The organism is Streptomyces hirsutus, assembly GCF_001418415.1.
Lineage (GTDB): Bacteria > Actinomycetota > Actinomycetes > Streptomycetales > Streptomycetaceae > Streptomyces > Streptomyces hirsutus.
In genome coordinates this window covers 1-14,969 of the sequence record NZ_LIQT01000167.1, presented here as the reverse complement: position 1 = coordinate 14,969, position 14,969 = coordinate 1, and the positions used below count along the sequence as shown (strand labels likewise).

Sequence of the window (14,969 nt, the reverse complement as noted above, 5' to 3'; positions counted from 1 at the left end):
GTGCGCGCGGCGAGGCGGCGTCAGGCTCCTCCGACGCCGCCCTGCCGTCCCCGCTCCGCCTTGGCCTTGTGCTGTTCGAACCGCTGGACCGCGGGTCCGTCGTCGTTCCACGGCCACGGGGTCACCGTGCCCTGGAGCGCCTCGAACACATGGTTGGCGTCGACGGCCCGGCCGGCCGCGCACAGCGCGTACGCCAGGACGTTCAGGTCCGCCTGGGCCGCCGCGTGCTGGAAGAATCCCGGCTTCGCCCAGAGGGAGGCGGCCTGCTCCAGCGAGGCCGCGATCTGCCCGCCCTCCCACAGCTGACCGGCCGTCATGGCCCGGACGCCGCCCTGCGCCACCAGCCCCTGGTACTGCCGGACGGCCGCGGTCAGCTCGATCGCGGCGCACGGCGCGTTGGCCGGTATCCGGGCACGCACCACGTCGATGAAGTCGAGGACGGCCGCGCTCGAGCCCCCTTCCTCCGGCGACAGATGGGCGAGCATCTGCAGATAGGCCTCGCGGTGCCAGCGGTCGCGTCCGGTGGCCTCCCGCCAGATGGCGTTGACCTCGCTCTGCGGATACCGCTCGAGGCGGGCCATGCCGAGCAGGGCCACCCAGGGCAGCGGATCCGCCGGCCTCAGCTCCGCGGCCCGATGACACTGGGTCACCAACTGTGCCGCGTCCTCCAGGTGTCTGTCCCGCAGGCCGCGCATCAGACCGACCCAGGAGTGGAACACCAGCGCGTCGGGGTTCTTCGGCTCCCTGGTCAGCCAGGCCGAGGCCAGGTCGGACTTCGATTCGGCCGTCTCCCCGGCCAGCACGGTCACCCGATGGCTGCGCCGGTCCCAGTTGTCCCCGGTTTCCTCCAGGAAGGCCGCGACGAGGTTCACCTCCGTCGACTTGACGCCTCCACCGCGTTTGCTCACCTGCCGGAGGACGCGCGCGAGGGCGACGTCGTCGAGGGCGGGAGCGAGGTGGGGACGTTTACCGGTACGACTACTGAAGAGCGCCATGCCCGCAGACTAGGAACAGTTTCGGGTCCGGCAACCGATAGGACCCGATCGTTACCGATCCGCACCACAGAGTGACGCGGTTCGGGCAGCTCGACGGTGTCCAAGGCCCTGAACAGGGCCTTGGACACCGTCGAGCTGCCTGGCCGGTCAGGCAGCCGGCGCCGGGAAGGTCGGGTACTCCACCCCCGAGACGTACTGGACGACCCGGACGACCTGGCTGGAGTAGCCGAACTCGTTGTCGTACCAGAGGTACAGGATCGCGTTGTCGCCCTCGACCTTGAGGGCGCCGGCGTCGACGATCGAGGCGTGCCGCGAGCCGATGAAGTCGCTGGAGACCGCGTCGGGGGCGCTGATGAAGTCGATCTGGCGCTTCAGCGGCGAGGTGAGCGACACCTCGCGGAGGTACTCGAGCACCTCGGCGCGGTCGGCCGCGCGGCCCAGCTGGAGGTTGAGGATCGCGATGGAGACGTTCGGCACCGGGACCCGGATCGAGCTGCCGGTGATCGTCGCGTCGAGGTCGGGCAGCGCCTTGGCAACGGCGGAGGCGGCACCCGTCTCGGTGATCACCATGTTCAGCGGCGCGGAGCGGCCGCGGCGCTCGGACTTGTGGTAGTTGTCCAGCAGGTTCTGGTCGTTGGTGAACGAGTGGACGGTCTCCACATGGCCGCGCAGCACACCGTACTCGTCCGCCATCGCCTTGAGCGGCGGGACGATCGCGTTGGTGGTGCAGGAGGCGCAGGAAAGGATCTGCTCGTCCGGCTTGAGGGTGTCGTGGTTGACCCCGTGCACGATGTTGGGCACGTCGCCCTTGCCGGGCGCGGTCAGCACGACCTTGTCGACACCGGGGCGCAGGTGCTGCGAGAGGCCCTCGCGGTCGCGCCACTTGCCGGTATTGTCGATGAGGATGGCGTTCTTGATGCCGTACGCCGTGTAGTCCAGCTGCGACGGGTCGTCGGCGTAGATCACCTTGACGGTGTTGCCGTTGGCGACGATCGCGCTGTTCGCCTCGTCCACGGTGATCGTGCCCTGGAACTGACCGTGCACGGAGTCGCGGCGCAGCAGGGAGGCGCGCTTGACGATGTCCTGCTCGCCGCCCCGGCGGACCACGATGGCGCGCAGCCGCAGGCCGTTGCCGGAGCCGGACTTCTCGATGAGCAGGCGGGCGAGGAGCCGGCCGATGCGGCCGAAGCCGTAGAGGACGACGTCGCGCGGCTCACGGCGGTCGATCTTGTGGGCGCCGGTGGCTCCGGCGACGGCCTCGGCGGTGAACTCCGCCACCGACAGTCCGCGGTCGTCGGTCCGGTAGGTCGCGGCGAGGAGACCGAGGTCGATCTGGGACGGACCGAGGTCGAGTGTGGTGAGTGCCTGGAGGAAGGGCAGCGTCTCGGTGACCGACAGCTCCTGGCCGGAGATCTGGCGGGCGAAGCGGTGGGTCTTGAGGATCGAGACCACCGACTTGTTCACCAAGGAGCGGCTGTGCAGCAGGACGGTGACGTCCCGCTCGCGGTGCAGCTTCCCGATGATCGGGATCATCGACTCCGCGATCTCCTCGCGGTGCTTCCAGCTGGTGAACGAGTCTTCATTGACAGTCACAGGATCATCTTTCGAGCTAGGTGGCGCTCATATGATAGCCATGCCGGTCAGAGAGCTCCGCCGGGGTCTCCCATCCGCCGGCGGGAGGATTGCGGACCGCGCGATCGGGTACGCGTGCAGGACCGTGCCCGGAGCGGATTCCGGTCCGATCGGCCGATCCGCCTTCTGCCGGTCCGCCGCCCGCGGATCGCTCGTCGCGGATCGCCGATGGCCGTCGCCGATTCCGTCCGGGGCGGGTCCGTACGACCGCCGCTACGAGGGAAACCGCCATGGAGACACCCGCGCACGAGAACAATGCCCCCACGTCCGCCCAGCGGGCTCTGGACGCTCTCGCCGACAACACCCAGGACACGGCGGCGCTGGACGCCCTCGCCAACAGTGACGTACTGATCCCCGTGCCCGACGACGCGGGTGACGAGGCCGCCGACCCCGGCGCGGTCGCGCTGCCGGTGATGGAGCAGCCGGACGGCATCCAGGTGGTGCCGGTCTTCACCTCGGAACTGGAGATGTCGGGGCTGCTGCCGTTCGTCTCCCGCTACCGCCTGGTGCCGCTCGGGGCGCTGGCCGCGCAGTGGCCGGCCGACGAGCTGTCCCTCACCATCGACGGCAGCTCGGAGCACCGCCTGACACTGACGTCCGAGGGGGTGCGCACCCTGCTGGCCCGCCCCTAGGGCCTCTCATGCGGAGCGTGCCGGACCCGCGCGGGTCCGGCACGCTCCGAACGAGAGATCCCGGGCGTACCGCGGCCGTCCCGGGAGGCGGACTACTCGCCCAGCGCGCGGGCCAGGGCCGCGCGCTGGAGCGGCAGTACCTCGGCGTGCAGGTCGTGGCCCTTGCGGGTGAGCGTGACGTAGACGCCCCGCCTGTCCTCCCTGCAGAGGCTGCGGGTGACCAGGCCGTCCTTCTCCAGCCGGGCGATGAGGCGGGACAGCGCGCTCTGGCTGAGGTGGACCCGCCTGCCCAGGTTCTGCACCCTGTACTGCTCGCCCTCCTCGGGCGACGCGGTCGCGAGCAGGTCGAGCACCTCGAAGTCGGAGGCTCCCAGGCCGTGCGGATGCAGCGCGCGGTCGATCTCCCCGAGGGTGCGCGCGTGCACCGACAGGATCTCCCGCCACCGCTCCTCGAGCCGGATGCCGGCCGTCTCCGCTGCCATGAGTGAACGGTAACACTTGTTCGAAGTTCAACTAATGGTTGGGCGGTGACGGCCATGCGCGGGCCCCCGCGTCACGCCCCGTGGCCGGTGCGCGCCCCTACGCCGACTCGCGCTTCACCAGTTCCGTCGGGAGGATCACCGTGGCCGGGTCCTCGCCGCCCACCTGGGCGAGCAGGACCCGTACCATCTCGGAGCTGATGCGGTCCCACGGCTGGCGGATCGTGGTCAGGCCGGGACTGGCGGCGACGGCGGCCTGGGAGTCGTCGAAGCCGCCGACCGCCACGTCCTGGGGCACCCGGCGTCCCGCGCGGTGCAGGGCCGCCAGCACGCCCTGCGCCATCAGGTCCGAGGCGACGAACACGGCGTCCATGTCCGGCGCACCGGCCAGCAGCCGCTCCGCGCCCGCCTCGCCGCTGGCCCTGCTGTAGTCGCCGGAGACGATGAGCCGCTCGTCGATCCCGAGGCCGGCCTCGGCGAGCACCTCCTTGTACCCGGCGAGACGCTCCACGCCGCCCGGGGTGTCGAGCGGGCCGGTCACCACGCCCACCCTGCGCCGGCCCAGCCCCAGCAGGTGGCGCACCAAGTCACGGGCGCCGTCCCGGTCGTCCGCGGCCACGTAGCTCACCTTGGAACCCAGCCCGATCGGCTTGCCGCACGCGACCAGCGGCACGCCCGCCGCCCGCAGCTCCTCGGCCACCGGATCGCCCGAGTGGCTGGAGACCAGCAGCACCCCGTCGACGTGCCCGGCGGTGATGTAGCGCACGATGCGCCGTCGTTCGGCCTGCGTACCGGCGATCATCAGCAGCAGCGGAATGTCGTGCGCGGCCAGCGCCTGTGTGCAACCACGCAGCAGGACATTGAAGTTGGGATCCTCGAAGAACCGCTCCTGCGGCTCCGTCAGCAGGAAGCCCACCGAGTCGGACCGGCCGGTGATCAGCGAGCGGGCGTGCCGGTTCACCACGTACCCCGTCCTGCGGATCGCGGCGTTGACCGCCTCCGCCGCGGACGGACTGACGTAGTGGCCGCCGTTGAGCACGCGTGAGACGGTGCCGCGCGAGACACCGGCCTCACGCGCCACGTCGTGGATCGTCGGCGGCTTTCGCCTGCCCCCCGTGTTGCTCATGGTCATGACTTTACGGCCCCGGACAGCAGATCCAGGCTCCAGAACCGCTGGACGACCAGGAAGAGCGCGACCAGCGGGAACACCGCGAGGAACGCACCGGTGACCACCAGGGTGTACAGCGCCGGAGTGTTGGCGCCCTGTTCGAGGAGCGTGTGCAGACCGAGCGTGATCGGGAACTTCTCGTCGTCGCTGAGCATGATGTACGGGAGCAGGAAGTTGTTCCAGATCGCGACGAACTGGAACAGGAAGACCGTCACCAGTCCGGGCATCATCATCGGCAGCGCGACCCGGGTGAAGATCCGCCACTCGCCCGCACCGTCCATCCGCCCGGCCTCCACCACGTCGGACGGCACCGACGCCGCGGCGTAGATCCGCGCCAGGTAGACGCCGTACGGGGAGAGGATCTGCGGCAGCAGCACGGACAGGTAGGAGTCCGTCAGGTCCGCCTGCGCCAGCAGCAGGTACTGCGGAACGGCGAGGATCACCGGCGGCATCAGCACACCCGTGAGCAGCACGTTGAACAGCGTCTCGCGGCCCCGGAAGCGGTAGACCGCCAGCGCGTAGCCGCTGACCGCCGACACGCACGTCGACAGCAGGGCGCCGAGACCGGCGTACAGGGCGGAGTTGCCCATCCACTTCCAGTAGACGCCGTCGCGGTAGGCGTTCAGGTCCGAGAGGTTCTCGGTGAAGCCGGTGCCGGGCCAGAACGTGAACGTGGAGAACAGCTCGCTGCCCGACTTGGTGGACGCGATGACCACCCAGGCGACCGGCAGCAGGCAGTACAGCGCGCCGAGCAGCAGGGTCAGGGTGGGGACCAGGGCGATGCGGCGGGGCCGCGCCGGACCCCGGCCGGTGCCCGGGGCGGTGCCGGCCACGGGCTCGGCCTTGTTCAGGGTCACGGAACTCATCGGGCGGCTCCTTGACTGTCGTCCTGCTTGTTGCGTCGGTTCGCGGCCCGCAGGAAGCCGAAGGAGAGCACCAGGGTGGCGAGCGCGATGAGGGCGGCCTGGGCGGCGGCCGAGTGGATGTCGCCGTTGCCGAAGGCGTCCTGGTACACCTTCATCAGCGGACTCCAGGTGGTGGAGACGGAGTTGGTGAGCGGCTTCAGTGTGGTCGGTTCGTTGAACACCTGGAGCGTCGCGATGATCGAGAAGAAGAAGGTCAGCACCAGCGACGGCGCGACCATCGGGATCTTGATCTTCAGCGCGATCTGCAGGGGGGTGGCGCCGTCCAGCTTCGCCGCCTCGTACACCTCGGCCGGGACGGCCCGCAGCGCGGTGTAGATGACGATCATGTTGAAGCCGGTGCCGCCCCACACCGCGATGTTCGACAGGGCGAGGAACAGCGGACCGCCGTCCAGCAGGTCCGGCTGGGGCAGGCCGAACCTGTCGAGCACGAAGTAGAACGGGCTCACGTCGGGCAGGTACAGGAAGCCCCACAGCAGCGCCGCGATCACGCCCGGAATGGCGTACGGCAGGAAGATCGCGAGCCGGGTGAAGGGCGCGAGCCGCACCCTCTCGGAGTCCAGCATCAGGGCGAACACCAGGGCGAGCCCCAGCATCACCGGCACCACGATGCAGCCGTAGCCGAGCACGCGCAGCGCGCCGTCCAGCAGCTCGCTGTCGGAGAGGGCGGCGGTGTAGTTCTCCAGGCCGGCCCAGACCTCCTTGCGGGCGCCCGCGCCCAGGCCGAGCCCGGACACCCGCACCTTGCGGAAGCTGAGCCAGATCGCGTACCCGATGGGCAGCGCGAAGAAGAGCAGGAAGAGGACCGTCGCGGGGACCAGGAAGAGGAAGGGTGCGCTTCGGGTGCGCCTCAGTGCGGAGGTGCGGGACGGGCGGGCGTACGGGGCCCCTCCGACCCCGTACGCCTTCCCACGTGCCGGGGATGTCACGGAGCGACCTCGAAGCCCTGCTTCTTCAGGTCGGCGACCGTGTCCTGCTGCATGGTGTCCACGGCCGTGACGAAGTCGGACCTGTTCTTCGCCGCGGCGCCGAAGGCGTCCTTGAACGTCGTGTACGCCACGTTGACGTTCGGGCCCCAGGCGGACGGCGCGGTGGTCTGCGCGATCTCGGCGGCCTTCTGGTAGAAGTCCGGCTGGTTGGAGAAGTACTCCGGCGGGGTGGTGAAGGCGCCGCTGAGCTGGGCCGAGGTGGAGGCGGGGTAGATACCGCTTTCCTTCGCCAGCGCGTTCAGGGCGTCGCCGTCGGTGTTCAGCCAGGCGGCGAACTCGGCGGCGGCCTCCTTGTTCCCGGAGTCCGTGGTGACGCCGGTGGAGGAGCCGCCCCAGCTGCCGGTGCGGTTCTCCTGCTCGGTCCACTGGGGGAGCGGGGCCATGGCCCACTTGCCCTTGGTGTCGGGCGCGGCCGTGTTCAGCGTGCCCGGCGCCCACACGGCGCTGACCCAGGCGATCTGCTTGCCGGTGTTGAGCGCCTTGTTCCAGGCCGGGGTGTACATCGGCTGGTTGTCGATCGCACCCTCCTTGACCAGGCCGCCCCAGAACTCGGCGACCTTCTTGGTCGCGTCGTCGGAGATGCCGACCTTCCACTGGTCGCCCGACGTGGTCCACCACTGCGCGCCGGCCTGCTGGGCCAGGCCCGCGAACAGGCCCGAGTCGTTGGCGGAGAACGTGGTCAGGTCCGTCTTGGGGGACTTCTTCTTGAGCTTGCGCGCGGTGTCCGCGAACTCGTCCCAGGTCGTCGGCACCGTCAGGCCGTACTCCTCGAACAGGTCCTCGCGGTAGTAGAACATCATCGGCCCGATGTCCTGCGGGACCGCGTACACCGCGTCGGTGCCGAGCGTGGTCTGCTGCCAGACGCCGTCCGCGAACTTGCTCTTCGCGTCGCCCACGTCCTTCGAGATGTCGGCGAGCGCGTCATTGCTGACCAGCGTGGGCAGCGCCTGGTACTCCGCCTGCACCAGGTCCGGGGCCTTGCCCGCCTTGTGCGCGGTGAGGATCTTGGTGACCAGCGTGTCGCCGGACGCCTGCTTCTTCACCGTGACCTTGATCTGCTCCTTCTTGCCGGGGCCCTCGTTCCACAGGTCCACGACCTTGTCCATGCCCGGAGCCCAGGTCCAGTACGTCAGTGAGACCGGGCCGGACCGGGCCCCGCCGTCGTCGTCCGACGACGATCCGCACGCGGCCAGCGTGGTGGCGCCGAGCGTGACCGCCAGAGCGGAACTCACGAGGCGACGGTGCTTCGTGTATCGCATGGAACTCTCCCCTGACCTGGGCCCCCGCCTCTCGCGAAGGCCTGCTGCCCCAGCTGCGCGCGGCTCGTACCGTGGCTCGCGCTGCTCTGTGAGCGTTCACAGTAGAGAAACATCCCGGACACTTGTCAATGGTTGTTGCTGTGCGGTTATGTTGGCTCCGCGCCGCCGAAAGTGTGTGTGCACGTTCCCAGAAGATCGACATATCGGGAGACAATCCATGCCGGAGACCACCCCCCTGGGCCTCACCGGGCTCGCCTTCGGTGGGGACTACAACCCCGAGCAGTGGCCGGAAAGCGTCTGGACCGAGGACGTCCGGCTGATGCGTGAGGCCGGCGTCACCATGGTGAGCGTCGGCATCTTCTCCTGGGCGCTGCTGGAGCCCTCGCCGGGTGTCCACGACTTCGGCTGGCTCGACCGGGTCCTGGACCTGCTGCACGAGAACGGCATCCGCGCCGACCTCGGCACACCCACCGTGGTACCGCCCGTGTGGTTCTACCGCGCCCACCCGGACGCGCTGCCAGTGACCGCGGAAGGGGTGCGCTACGAGTTCGGCTCGCGCGGCGCCATCTGCCACAGCAACCCCCACTACCGGGCCGCCGCCGCGGACATCACCACCACACTCGCCGAGCGGTACGGGAGCCATCCCGCGCTCGCGATGTGGCACGTCCACAACGAGTACGGCGTCCCTGTCTCCGCCTGCTACTGCGACGGGTGCGCCGCGCACTTCCGCCGCTGGCTCGCGCGGACCCACGGCACCGTCGAGGCCGTCAACGAGGCCTGGGGCACCGCCTTCTGGGGCCAGCGCTACACGGACTTCGAGCAGATCAACCCGCCGCGGGTCACCCCCACGGTCGGCAACCCGGCCCAGGCGCTGGACTACCGGCGGTTCGCCGACGCCACCGTGCGGGAGAACTTCACCGCCGAGCGGGACATCCTGCACCGCCTCTCACCCGGGGTCCCGGTCACCACCAACTTCATGACGGCCCTCAGCCAGTGCGACTCCATGGACTACTGGGCCTGGGGCCGCGAGGTCGACTTCGTCACCAACGACCACTACCTGATCACCGACGGCCGCCGCACCCACGTGAACCTGGCGATGTCCGCGGACCTCACCCGGTCCGTCGCCGGCGGCGCCCCCTGGCTGCTGCTCGAGCACTCCACCTCGGGCGTCAACTGGCAGCCCCGCAACCCCGCCAAGGCGCCCGGCCAGATGGCCCGCAACTCCCTCGCGCACGTGGCCCGCGGCTCCGAGGGCGCCATGTTCTTCCAGTGGCGCCAGTCCAGGCGCGGCGCCGAGAAGTTCCACTCGGCGATGCTCCCGCACGGCGGCACGGACACCCGTGTCTGGCGAGAAGTCGTCGAACTCGGTGCGAGCGTCGACGCGTTGGCACCCCTGCGCGGCACCCGCACCGAGGCCGACGTCGCCGTGCTGTGGGACTGGCACTCCTGGTGGGCGCAGAACCTCGACTGGCGCCCCACCGAGGACCACGACGCCCGCGAACGCGCCGACGCCTTCTACGAGGCGCTCTACGACCGCCACCTCACCGTCGACTTCGCCCACCCGGAAGCCGACCTGTCGCGCTATCCCCTGGTCGTCGTCCCCGCCCTGTACCTGATGACCGAGGCGGCGGGGAACAACCTCAAGGAGTACGTCGAGCGGGGCGGCACCCTCGTCGTCTCGTACTTCTCCGGCATCGTCGACGAACACGACGCCGTGCACGAGGGCGCCCACCCGGGGGCCCTGCGGGACGTCCTCGGCCTGACCGTGGAGGAGTTCTCGCCGCTCGACGCCGGCGCCCAGGTGCGCCTGACCGGCCCCGACGGCTCCGAACTCGGCGCCGACGTATGGTCCGAGTTCGTGGTGCCGCGCGGCGCGGAGACCGTCTGGACCTACGCCGACGGCCTCACCGCCGGCCACCCCGCCGTCACCCGCCACCGCCTCGGCGAGGGCAGCGCCTGGTACGTCTCCACCCGCCTGGGCGCCGAAGGACTGGACACCCTGCTCGGCTGGGCCGTCGAGGACACCGGGATCACCCCGCGCGCCGATCTGCCCCGCGACGTCGAAGTGGTGCGCCGCACCGGCGAGTCCGGCACCTTTCTGTTCGTGATCAACCACACCGCCGGCGACACCAAGGTGCCGCTGGACACCCCCGGCACCGAGCTGCTGACGGGTGAACGTGCCGCGGGCCGCCTGGCGGTCCCGGCCGGAGCCGTCCGGGTCGTCCGATTCGACGGCTGAGCCACGACTCCCCTCCGCCCGCGGCAGCAGCGCACGCCGCGGCCGGAGGGAGGCCCCCGCCCCCGCAGCGGGCGGGGACAGCTTCTCTCCCCACGTCGAAGGGACGACGGACACCGATGTTCCATCCCAGACGCACGTGCACACGTACACGCATCCTCAGGGCCCTGATGCTGCCGCTCGCCGCAGGGCTGGCCCTCACCGCACCGCCCGACCGGACCGCGACGGCGGCGAGCACCCTCACCAACGGCGGCTTCGAAGCCGACGGTTCGGGAGCCGCGACCCCGGCCGGCTGGTCGGAGCACGGCGCCACCGGCGCCTCGTACACCGAATCCGGTGGACGCAGCGGAAGTCACCGCCTGTCCCACTGGTCGTCCTCGGCCTATCAGGTGGAGACGTACCAGTACCTGTCCGGTCTGACCAACGGCGACTACCGGCTGACCGCCTGGGTCCGCTCCGGCGGCGGCCAGAACGCCGCGTACCTCGCCCTCAAGAACTGCGGCGGCACCGAGCAGCGCACCGACCTGCCGGTGTCCGCCGGGGACTGGATACGGATCGTCGTGCCCGTCAGGGTGACGAACAACCAGTGCACGATCAGCGTCCACAGCGACGCCGCCGCGGACAACTGGATCAACGTCGACGACCTGACCTTCGCCCCGGGCACCTCCGGCCTCGCGGTCAAGGGCGCCGACATCTCGTCCCTGCCCAAGAGCGAGGCCAAGGGCGGCGTTTACCGGACCGCCTCCGGCAGCGCCGGCGACGGCGTCGCCATCCTGCGGTCGGCCGGAATGAACTACGCCCGCCTGAAGGTCTGGGTGAACCCGGCCGACGGCTACAACGACAAGGCGCGCGTCCTCGCCCTGGCCCAGCGCGTCAAGGCCCAGGGCATGAAGCTGCTGGTCGACTTCCACTACTCGGACGCCTGGGCCGACCCCGGCAAGCAGACCAAACCCGCCGCCTGGGCAGGACACTCCTACAGCCGGTTGAAGACGGACGTGTACCAGCACACGTACGACGTCCTGAGCGCCCTCAAGGCGCAGGGCACCACCGCGGACATGGTCCAGGTCGGCAACGAGATCAACGGCGGCATGCTCTGGAACGAGGGGTCCACCGGCAACTGGACACAGCTCGCCGGCCTGCTCAACTCCGGCTACGACGCCGTCAAGGCGGTCGCCCCGTCCACGACCGTCGCGCTGCACCTCGCCGAGGGCGGCGACCTCGACGGCACCCGCTGGTGGTTCGACAACGCGGTGTCCCAGGGCGTGAGGTTCGACGCCATCGGCCTGTCGTACTACGGCTACTGGCACGGTACGCTCCACGACTTCCAGACCACCCTGGACGACGCGGCAGCCCGCTACGGCAAGCCGGTCTTCCTCGCCGAGACGGCCTACCCGTTCCGTCTCGACAGCGAGGACGGACTCGAGAACATCATCGACCTCACCGGGGAACTGGTCCCCGGCTACCCGGCGACCACGGCGGGCCAGACCCGGTGGATGAACGACGTGGCGAGCATCGTGGAGGCCGTCCCGAACGGGCGGGGCCTCGGCGTCTTCTACTGGGAGGCGACCTGGACCGCCCGCACCGGCAACGGCTGGGACCCGGCCGACCCGGCCTCGGGCAACGGCTGGGAGAACCAGGCGCTGTTCGGCTACGACGACCGGGCGCTGCCCGCGATGGCGTGGTTCGGCCACCGGTGAGCGTATGAGTTCCTGACGCGCGCCGGGGCCCGGCCGCACACGTACCGTCGTCGTGTGCGGCCGGGCCGTCCGCCGCTGTGCCGTGAAGCGGTTGTGCCGTCGAGTCGCCGCATCGTTCAACTAACTTGCAGCTGAGGCGCATTGACTGCCCCGGCAAGGGTGCCGGAGCACCTGACACGGGGGCGTCGGCTGCGGGACAGTGGAAGGGCCCGGAGCGGACGCCGGGGTGGAGGTGGACGACATGATCAGGACTCCCGACGGCGGGACACGGCTGCACATCCTCGCCTGGCTGAGAGAACCCGGCCACGCCGAACACGGCGCCACCGCGGAGGCCGTCGCCGACCGGTTCGGCATGACCCACCCGGTCGCCCTCACCCACCTCCGGCTGCTCACCGCCGTCGGCCTGCTGCGCACCGGCGGTGCCGCCGAGCGCCCGTACTACCGGCGCGACGAGGTACGGATCGCCGAGGTCGCGCGGATGTTCGAGAAGGGCTGGTAGCGCATACGGCCCAGGGCCTTCCCGGCCTCGGACGTCAAGCCGGCCCTCGGCCGCGGGCACGCTTCGCGGCGCGGCGGTGGGGCCCGCCGTCTCCGAACCGCGGAGCAGCCGCCAACGGTCCCTCCTGGTGAAGACGCGCGCCCGCACGTCCCGGGCCGCTCGACGAGCAGGAGACGCACGCCCGTGACCCCCCGCCCACCGAGGCCCTCCACACACACCCCTCCGTGCGCGCGCTCCCGTCGTCGCCGTGGTGGCCCCCGGCTCCAGTTGCTGCTCGGCACCGGTCTGTGCGGCGCCCTGACCACGTACTCCACCTTCTCCTACGAGACCCTCCGCCTCGCCGGGACGAGACCCTCCGCCTCGCCGGGACGGGGGCCGTCCGCCAGGCCGCCGTGAAGGTCGCGGCGGGCGTCGCGGCCGGCCCGGGCGCTGCCTTCACCGGCGCGGCCCCGGCCGACGCGCTGTGGGCGTAGTGGGCCGCCCGCTCTTGCCCGTCGTCCCGCCGGAGGGTGCGCCGCCGTCCGTCAGCGGGCCTCGCGCAGCGGTTCCCCCACGCTCCTGAGGTGGCGCAGCGCCGTGGCGTACGAGGCGAACAGCCCCGTCCGGCAGTACGGGACGCCCAGTTCGGCGCAGTACCGCTCGGTGATGACCTGGGCCCGGCCGAGGGCGGGGGTGGGCATGCTGGGGAAGAGGTGGTGCTCGATCTGGTGGTTCAGCCCGCCCATGAAGAGGTCGACGAACACACCGCCCGTGACGTTGCGGGAGGTGAGGACCTGGCGGCGCAGGAAGTCCAGCTGCCGCCCCTCCTCGATCATCGGCATGCCCTTGTGGTTGGGGGCGAACACGGAGCCGAGGTAGATCCCGAACAGGCCCTGGTGGACGGCGACGAAGGCGAGTGCCTTGCCGGGGGAGAGCACCGTGAACAGGCCGCCGAAGTACACGGCGAAGTGGGCGACGAGCAGGGTCCCCTCCAGGACCGGTCGCTTCACGGCCGGGCCGCGCAGGGCCTTGAAGCTGCTGAAACTCAGGTTGAGGCCTTCCAGGGTCAGCATCGGGAGGAAGAGCACGGCCTGGTGCTTGCCGATGAACCGTGCGGGACCCTGCGCCCGGCTCGCCTGGCGGCGCGACCAGACCAGCAGGTCGGGGGCGACGTCCGGGTCCTTCTGCTCGTGGTTGGGGTTCGCGTGGTGGCGGGTGTGCTTGTTCATCCACCAGCCGTAGCTCATGCCCAGCAGCACGTCGGCCACCAGCAGACCGCCCGCCTCGCTGGGTCGCCGGCGGGAGAACACCTGCCGGTGCGCCAGATCGTGGGCGGCCAGCGCGAGCTGTCCGAAGACCACCGCCAGGGCCGCCGCGACGAACAGCTGGCTCCAGCTGTCGCCCAGGACGAGGAAGGCGGCGACACCTCCCGCCAGGGTGAGACCCACGGTCCCCAAGCGCAGGGTGTAGTAGAGAGGGCGGCGCCTGAGCAGCCCTTCGGCGGTTATGCGCCGCGACAGTTCGGCGAAGTCGCTCCCCTTTTCGCGTGCACGAGCGGTCGGGGTTTCCGTGAGCATCGGCGGATTGAGCACCGTTGGATTGGCCATGCAGGTGAGTATGTGAACGAACGCCTCGCCGCAGAATGATGTTGACCCCCGGAACCGGGGGGTGGGTAGCCCCAGCACGGGCGTCGCCCCGTCCGGCTTGACACCCCTCGCGTCCGCCCCGCACCATCACTCCCGTGAACCTGTCAGACAGCCAGACAGGTGGGGTCGGTCCGCGGCGCGTCAGCGCGATGGAGGCGGTCCTCTCCCACCTGCGCGACGCCATCGAGCGCGGCGAGTACGCCATCGGCGACAAGCTCCCCTCGGAGGCGGAGCTGTGCCGCACCCTCGAGGTCTCCCGGCCCGTGCTGCGCGAGGCGCTGCGGGCGCTGCAGACCATGGGCCTGACCGCGTCCAGGGCCGGCAAGGGCACCTTCGTCGTCGCCGACGCCGTCGGGGACCCCACCTTCGGCGACTACACGGCCGGCGACCTGCTGGAAGTGCGCCGCCACGTCGAGATCCCGGTCGCCCGGTACGCGGCCCGGCGGCGTACCCCCGAGCACCTCGAGCTCCTGCGCCACCTGCTGGACCGGATGGACCGGGAGACCGACACCACCGCCTGGGCCGCCCTGGACACCCACTTCCACCTCGCAGTGGCAGAGGCCACCCGGAACCCCGTGTTCCGCAGGGTCATCGAGGAGATCCGGGACGCGCTGGCGCGTCAGTCCGCCTTCCTCAACCGGCTCGGTGACCGGCGTGAGCAGTCCAACCGCGAGCACCGGGCTGTCGTCGAGGCACTGGCTGACGGTTCGGAGGACGCCGCCGCCGAGGCGATGGCGCACCATCTCGAGCGGGTCGGGGCGACCCTCACGGCCATCGTGCGCCCGGCGCCCGCCGCCCCCCGGACAGTCGCCCGCGCGGCTTCGCCCCCGCGTAC

General features: G+C 70.7%; 13 protein-coding genes and 1 pseudogene. 6 read left to right on the top strand and 8 right to left on the bottom strand.

Annotated features, from left to right (window positions below):
* Positions 1-20: 20 nt before the first annotated feature.
* Entirely contained in the window at positions 21-995 is a 975-nt protein-coding gene (locus AOK11_RS13270) for a hypothetical protein (RefSeq protein WP_055593894.1), read from the bottom strand.
* 147 nt (positions 996-1,142) lie between these two features.
* The gene (locus AOK11_RS13265) at positions 1,143-2,588 is read right to left on the bottom strand and encodes a glyceraldehyde-3-phosphate dehydrogenase (RefSeq protein ID WP_055593893.1); all 1,446 of its coding nucleotides are present in this window, start codon (positions 2,586-2,588) and stop codon (positions 1,143-1,145) included.
* Between the two features lie 269 nt (positions 2,589-2,857).
* Here AOK11_RS13265 and AOK11_RS13260 point away from each other — a divergent pair, with 269 nt between their 5' ends.
* Positions 2,858-3,259, top strand: a complete 402-nt coding sequence (locus tag AOK11_RS13260) for an SseB family protein (protein ID WP_055593892.1) — start codon at positions 2,858-2,860, stop codon at positions 3,257-3,259.
* A 92-nt stretch (positions 3,260-3,351) separates the two neighbouring features.
* On the opposite strand, the gene AOK11_RS13255 is transcribed toward AOK11_RS13260, so the two are convergent.
* The 5 genes from AOK11_RS13255 to AOK11_RS13235 form a co-directional block, all read right to left on the bottom strand.
* The gene (locus tag AOK11_RS13255) at positions 3,352-3,741 is read right to left on the bottom strand and encodes a MarR family transcriptional regulator (RefSeq protein ID WP_055593891.1); all 390 of its coding nucleotides are present in this window, start codon (positions 3,739-3,741) and stop codon (positions 3,352-3,354) included.
* Between the two features lie 97 nt (positions 3,742-3,838).
* Positions 3,839-4,870: a LacI family DNA-binding transcriptional regulator gene (locus tag AOK11_RS13250; protein ID WP_055593890.1), complete on the bottom strand. Its 1,032-nt coding sequence runs from the start codon at positions 4,868-4,870 to the stop codon at positions 3,839-3,841.
* Positions 4,867-5,772, bottom strand: a complete 906-nt coding sequence (locus tag AOK11_RS13245) for a carbohydrate ABC transporter permease (RefSeq protein WP_055593889.1) — start codon at positions 5,770-5,772, stop codon at positions 4,867-4,869. Before AOK11_RS13245 ends, AOK11_RS13250 begins: the two co-directional genes overlap by 4 nt.
* Entirely contained in the window at positions 5,769-6,758 is a 990-nt protein-coding gene (locus AOK11_RS13240) for a carbohydrate ABC transporter permease (protein WP_206188832.1), read from the bottom strand. Before AOK11_RS13240 ends, AOK11_RS13245 begins: the two co-directional genes overlap by 4 nt.
* Entirely contained in the window at positions 6,755-8,077 is a 1,323-nt protein-coding gene (locus AOK11_RS13235) for an ABC transporter substrate-binding protein (protein ID WP_055593888.1), read from the bottom strand. Before AOK11_RS13235 ends, AOK11_RS13240 begins: the two co-directional genes overlap by 4 nt.
* A 217-nt stretch (positions 8,078-8,294) precedes the next feature.
* Between AOK11_RS13235 and AOK11_RS13230 the strand changes: the two genes are divergently transcribed.
* The 4 genes and pseudogenes from AOK11_RS13230 to AOK11_RS44830 form a co-directional block, all read left to right on the top strand.
* Entirely contained in the window at positions 8,295-10,316 is a 2,022-nt protein-coding gene (locus AOK11_RS13230) for a beta-galactosidase (protein ID WP_055593887.1), read from the top strand.
* A gap of 116 nt (positions 10,317-10,432) precedes the next feature.
* Positions 10,433-12,010 carry a glycoside hydrolase family 53 protein gene (locus tag AOK11_RS13225; RefSeq protein WP_055593886.1) on the top strand — a complete coding sequence of 526 codons (1,578 nt, stop codon included), beginning with the start codon at positions 10,433-10,435 and terminating at the stop codon, positions 12,008-12,010.
* A 241-nt stretch (positions 12,011-12,251) separates the two neighbouring features.
* Positions 12,252-12,509: a winged helix-turn-helix domain-containing protein gene (locus AOK11_RS13220; RefSeq protein WP_055593910.1), complete on the top strand. Its 258-nt coding sequence runs from the start codon at positions 12,252-12,254 to the stop codon at positions 12,507-12,509.
* Positions 12,510-12,761: 252 nt separating this feature from the next.
* Positions 12,762-12,982, top strand: a pseudogene (locus tag AOK11_RS44830) (CrcB family protein); the annotation flags it as partial.
* Positions 12,983-13,033: 51 nt separating this feature from the next.
* Here the strand turns inward: AOK11_RS44830 and AOK11_RS13215 are convergent.
* Entirely contained in the window at positions 13,034-14,095 is a 1,062-nt protein-coding gene (locus AOK11_RS13215; protein ID WP_206188831.1) for a fatty acid desaturase family protein, read from the bottom strand.
* Positions 14,096-14,229: 134 nt separating this feature from the next.
* On the opposite strand from AOK11_RS13215, the gene AOK11_RS13210 reads away from it, so the two are divergent.
* The coding region (locus AOK11_RS13210) for a FadR/GntR family transcriptional regulator (protein ID WP_107098575.1) at positions 14,230-14,969 on the top strand (740 nt) is incomplete at its 3' end.

Excerpts from the sequence above, each read along its gene's own strand:
- AOK11_RS13270 (WP_055593894.1), bottom strand. The coding sequence starts at position 995 with ATGGCGCTCTTCAGTAGTCGTACCGGTAAACGTCCCCACCTCGCTCCC.
- AOK11_RS13260 (WP_055593892.1), top strand. The coding sequence starts at position 2,858 with ATGGAGACACCCGCGCACGAGAACAATGCCCCCACGTCCGCCCAGCGG.
- AOK11_RS13255 (WP_055593891.1), bottom strand. The coding sequence starts at position 3,741 with ATGGCAGCGGAGACGGCCGGCATCCGGCTCGAGGAGCGGTGGCGGGAG.
- AOK11_RS13250 (WP_055593890.1), bottom strand. The coding sequence starts at position 4,870 with ATGACCATGAGCAACACGGGGGGCAGGCGAAAGCCGCCGACGATCCAC.
- AOK11_RS13245 (WP_055593889.1), bottom strand. The coding sequence starts at position 5,772 with ATGAGTTCCGTGACCCTGAACAAGGCCGAGCCCGTGGCCGGCACCGCC.
- AOK11_RS13235 (WP_055593888.1), bottom strand. The coding sequence starts at position 8,077 with ATGCGATACACGAAGCACCGTCGCCTCGTGAGTTCCGCTCTGGCGGTC.
- AOK11_RS13230 (WP_055593887.1), top strand. The coding sequence starts at position 8,295 with ATGCCGGAGACCACCCCCCTGGGCCTCACCGGGCTCGCCTTCGGTGGG.
- AOK11_RS13225 (WP_055593886.1), top strand. The coding sequence starts at position 10,433 with ATGTTCCATCCCAGACGCACGTGCACACGTACACGCATCCTCAGGGCC.
- AOK11_RS13220 (WP_055593910.1), top strand. The coding sequence starts at position 12,252 with ATGATCAGGACTCCCGACGGCGGGACACGGCTGCACATCCTCGCCTGG.
- AOK11_RS13215 (WP_206188831.1), bottom strand. The coding sequence starts at position 14,095 with ATGGCCAATCCAACGGTGCTCAATCCGCCGATGCTCACGGAAACCCCG.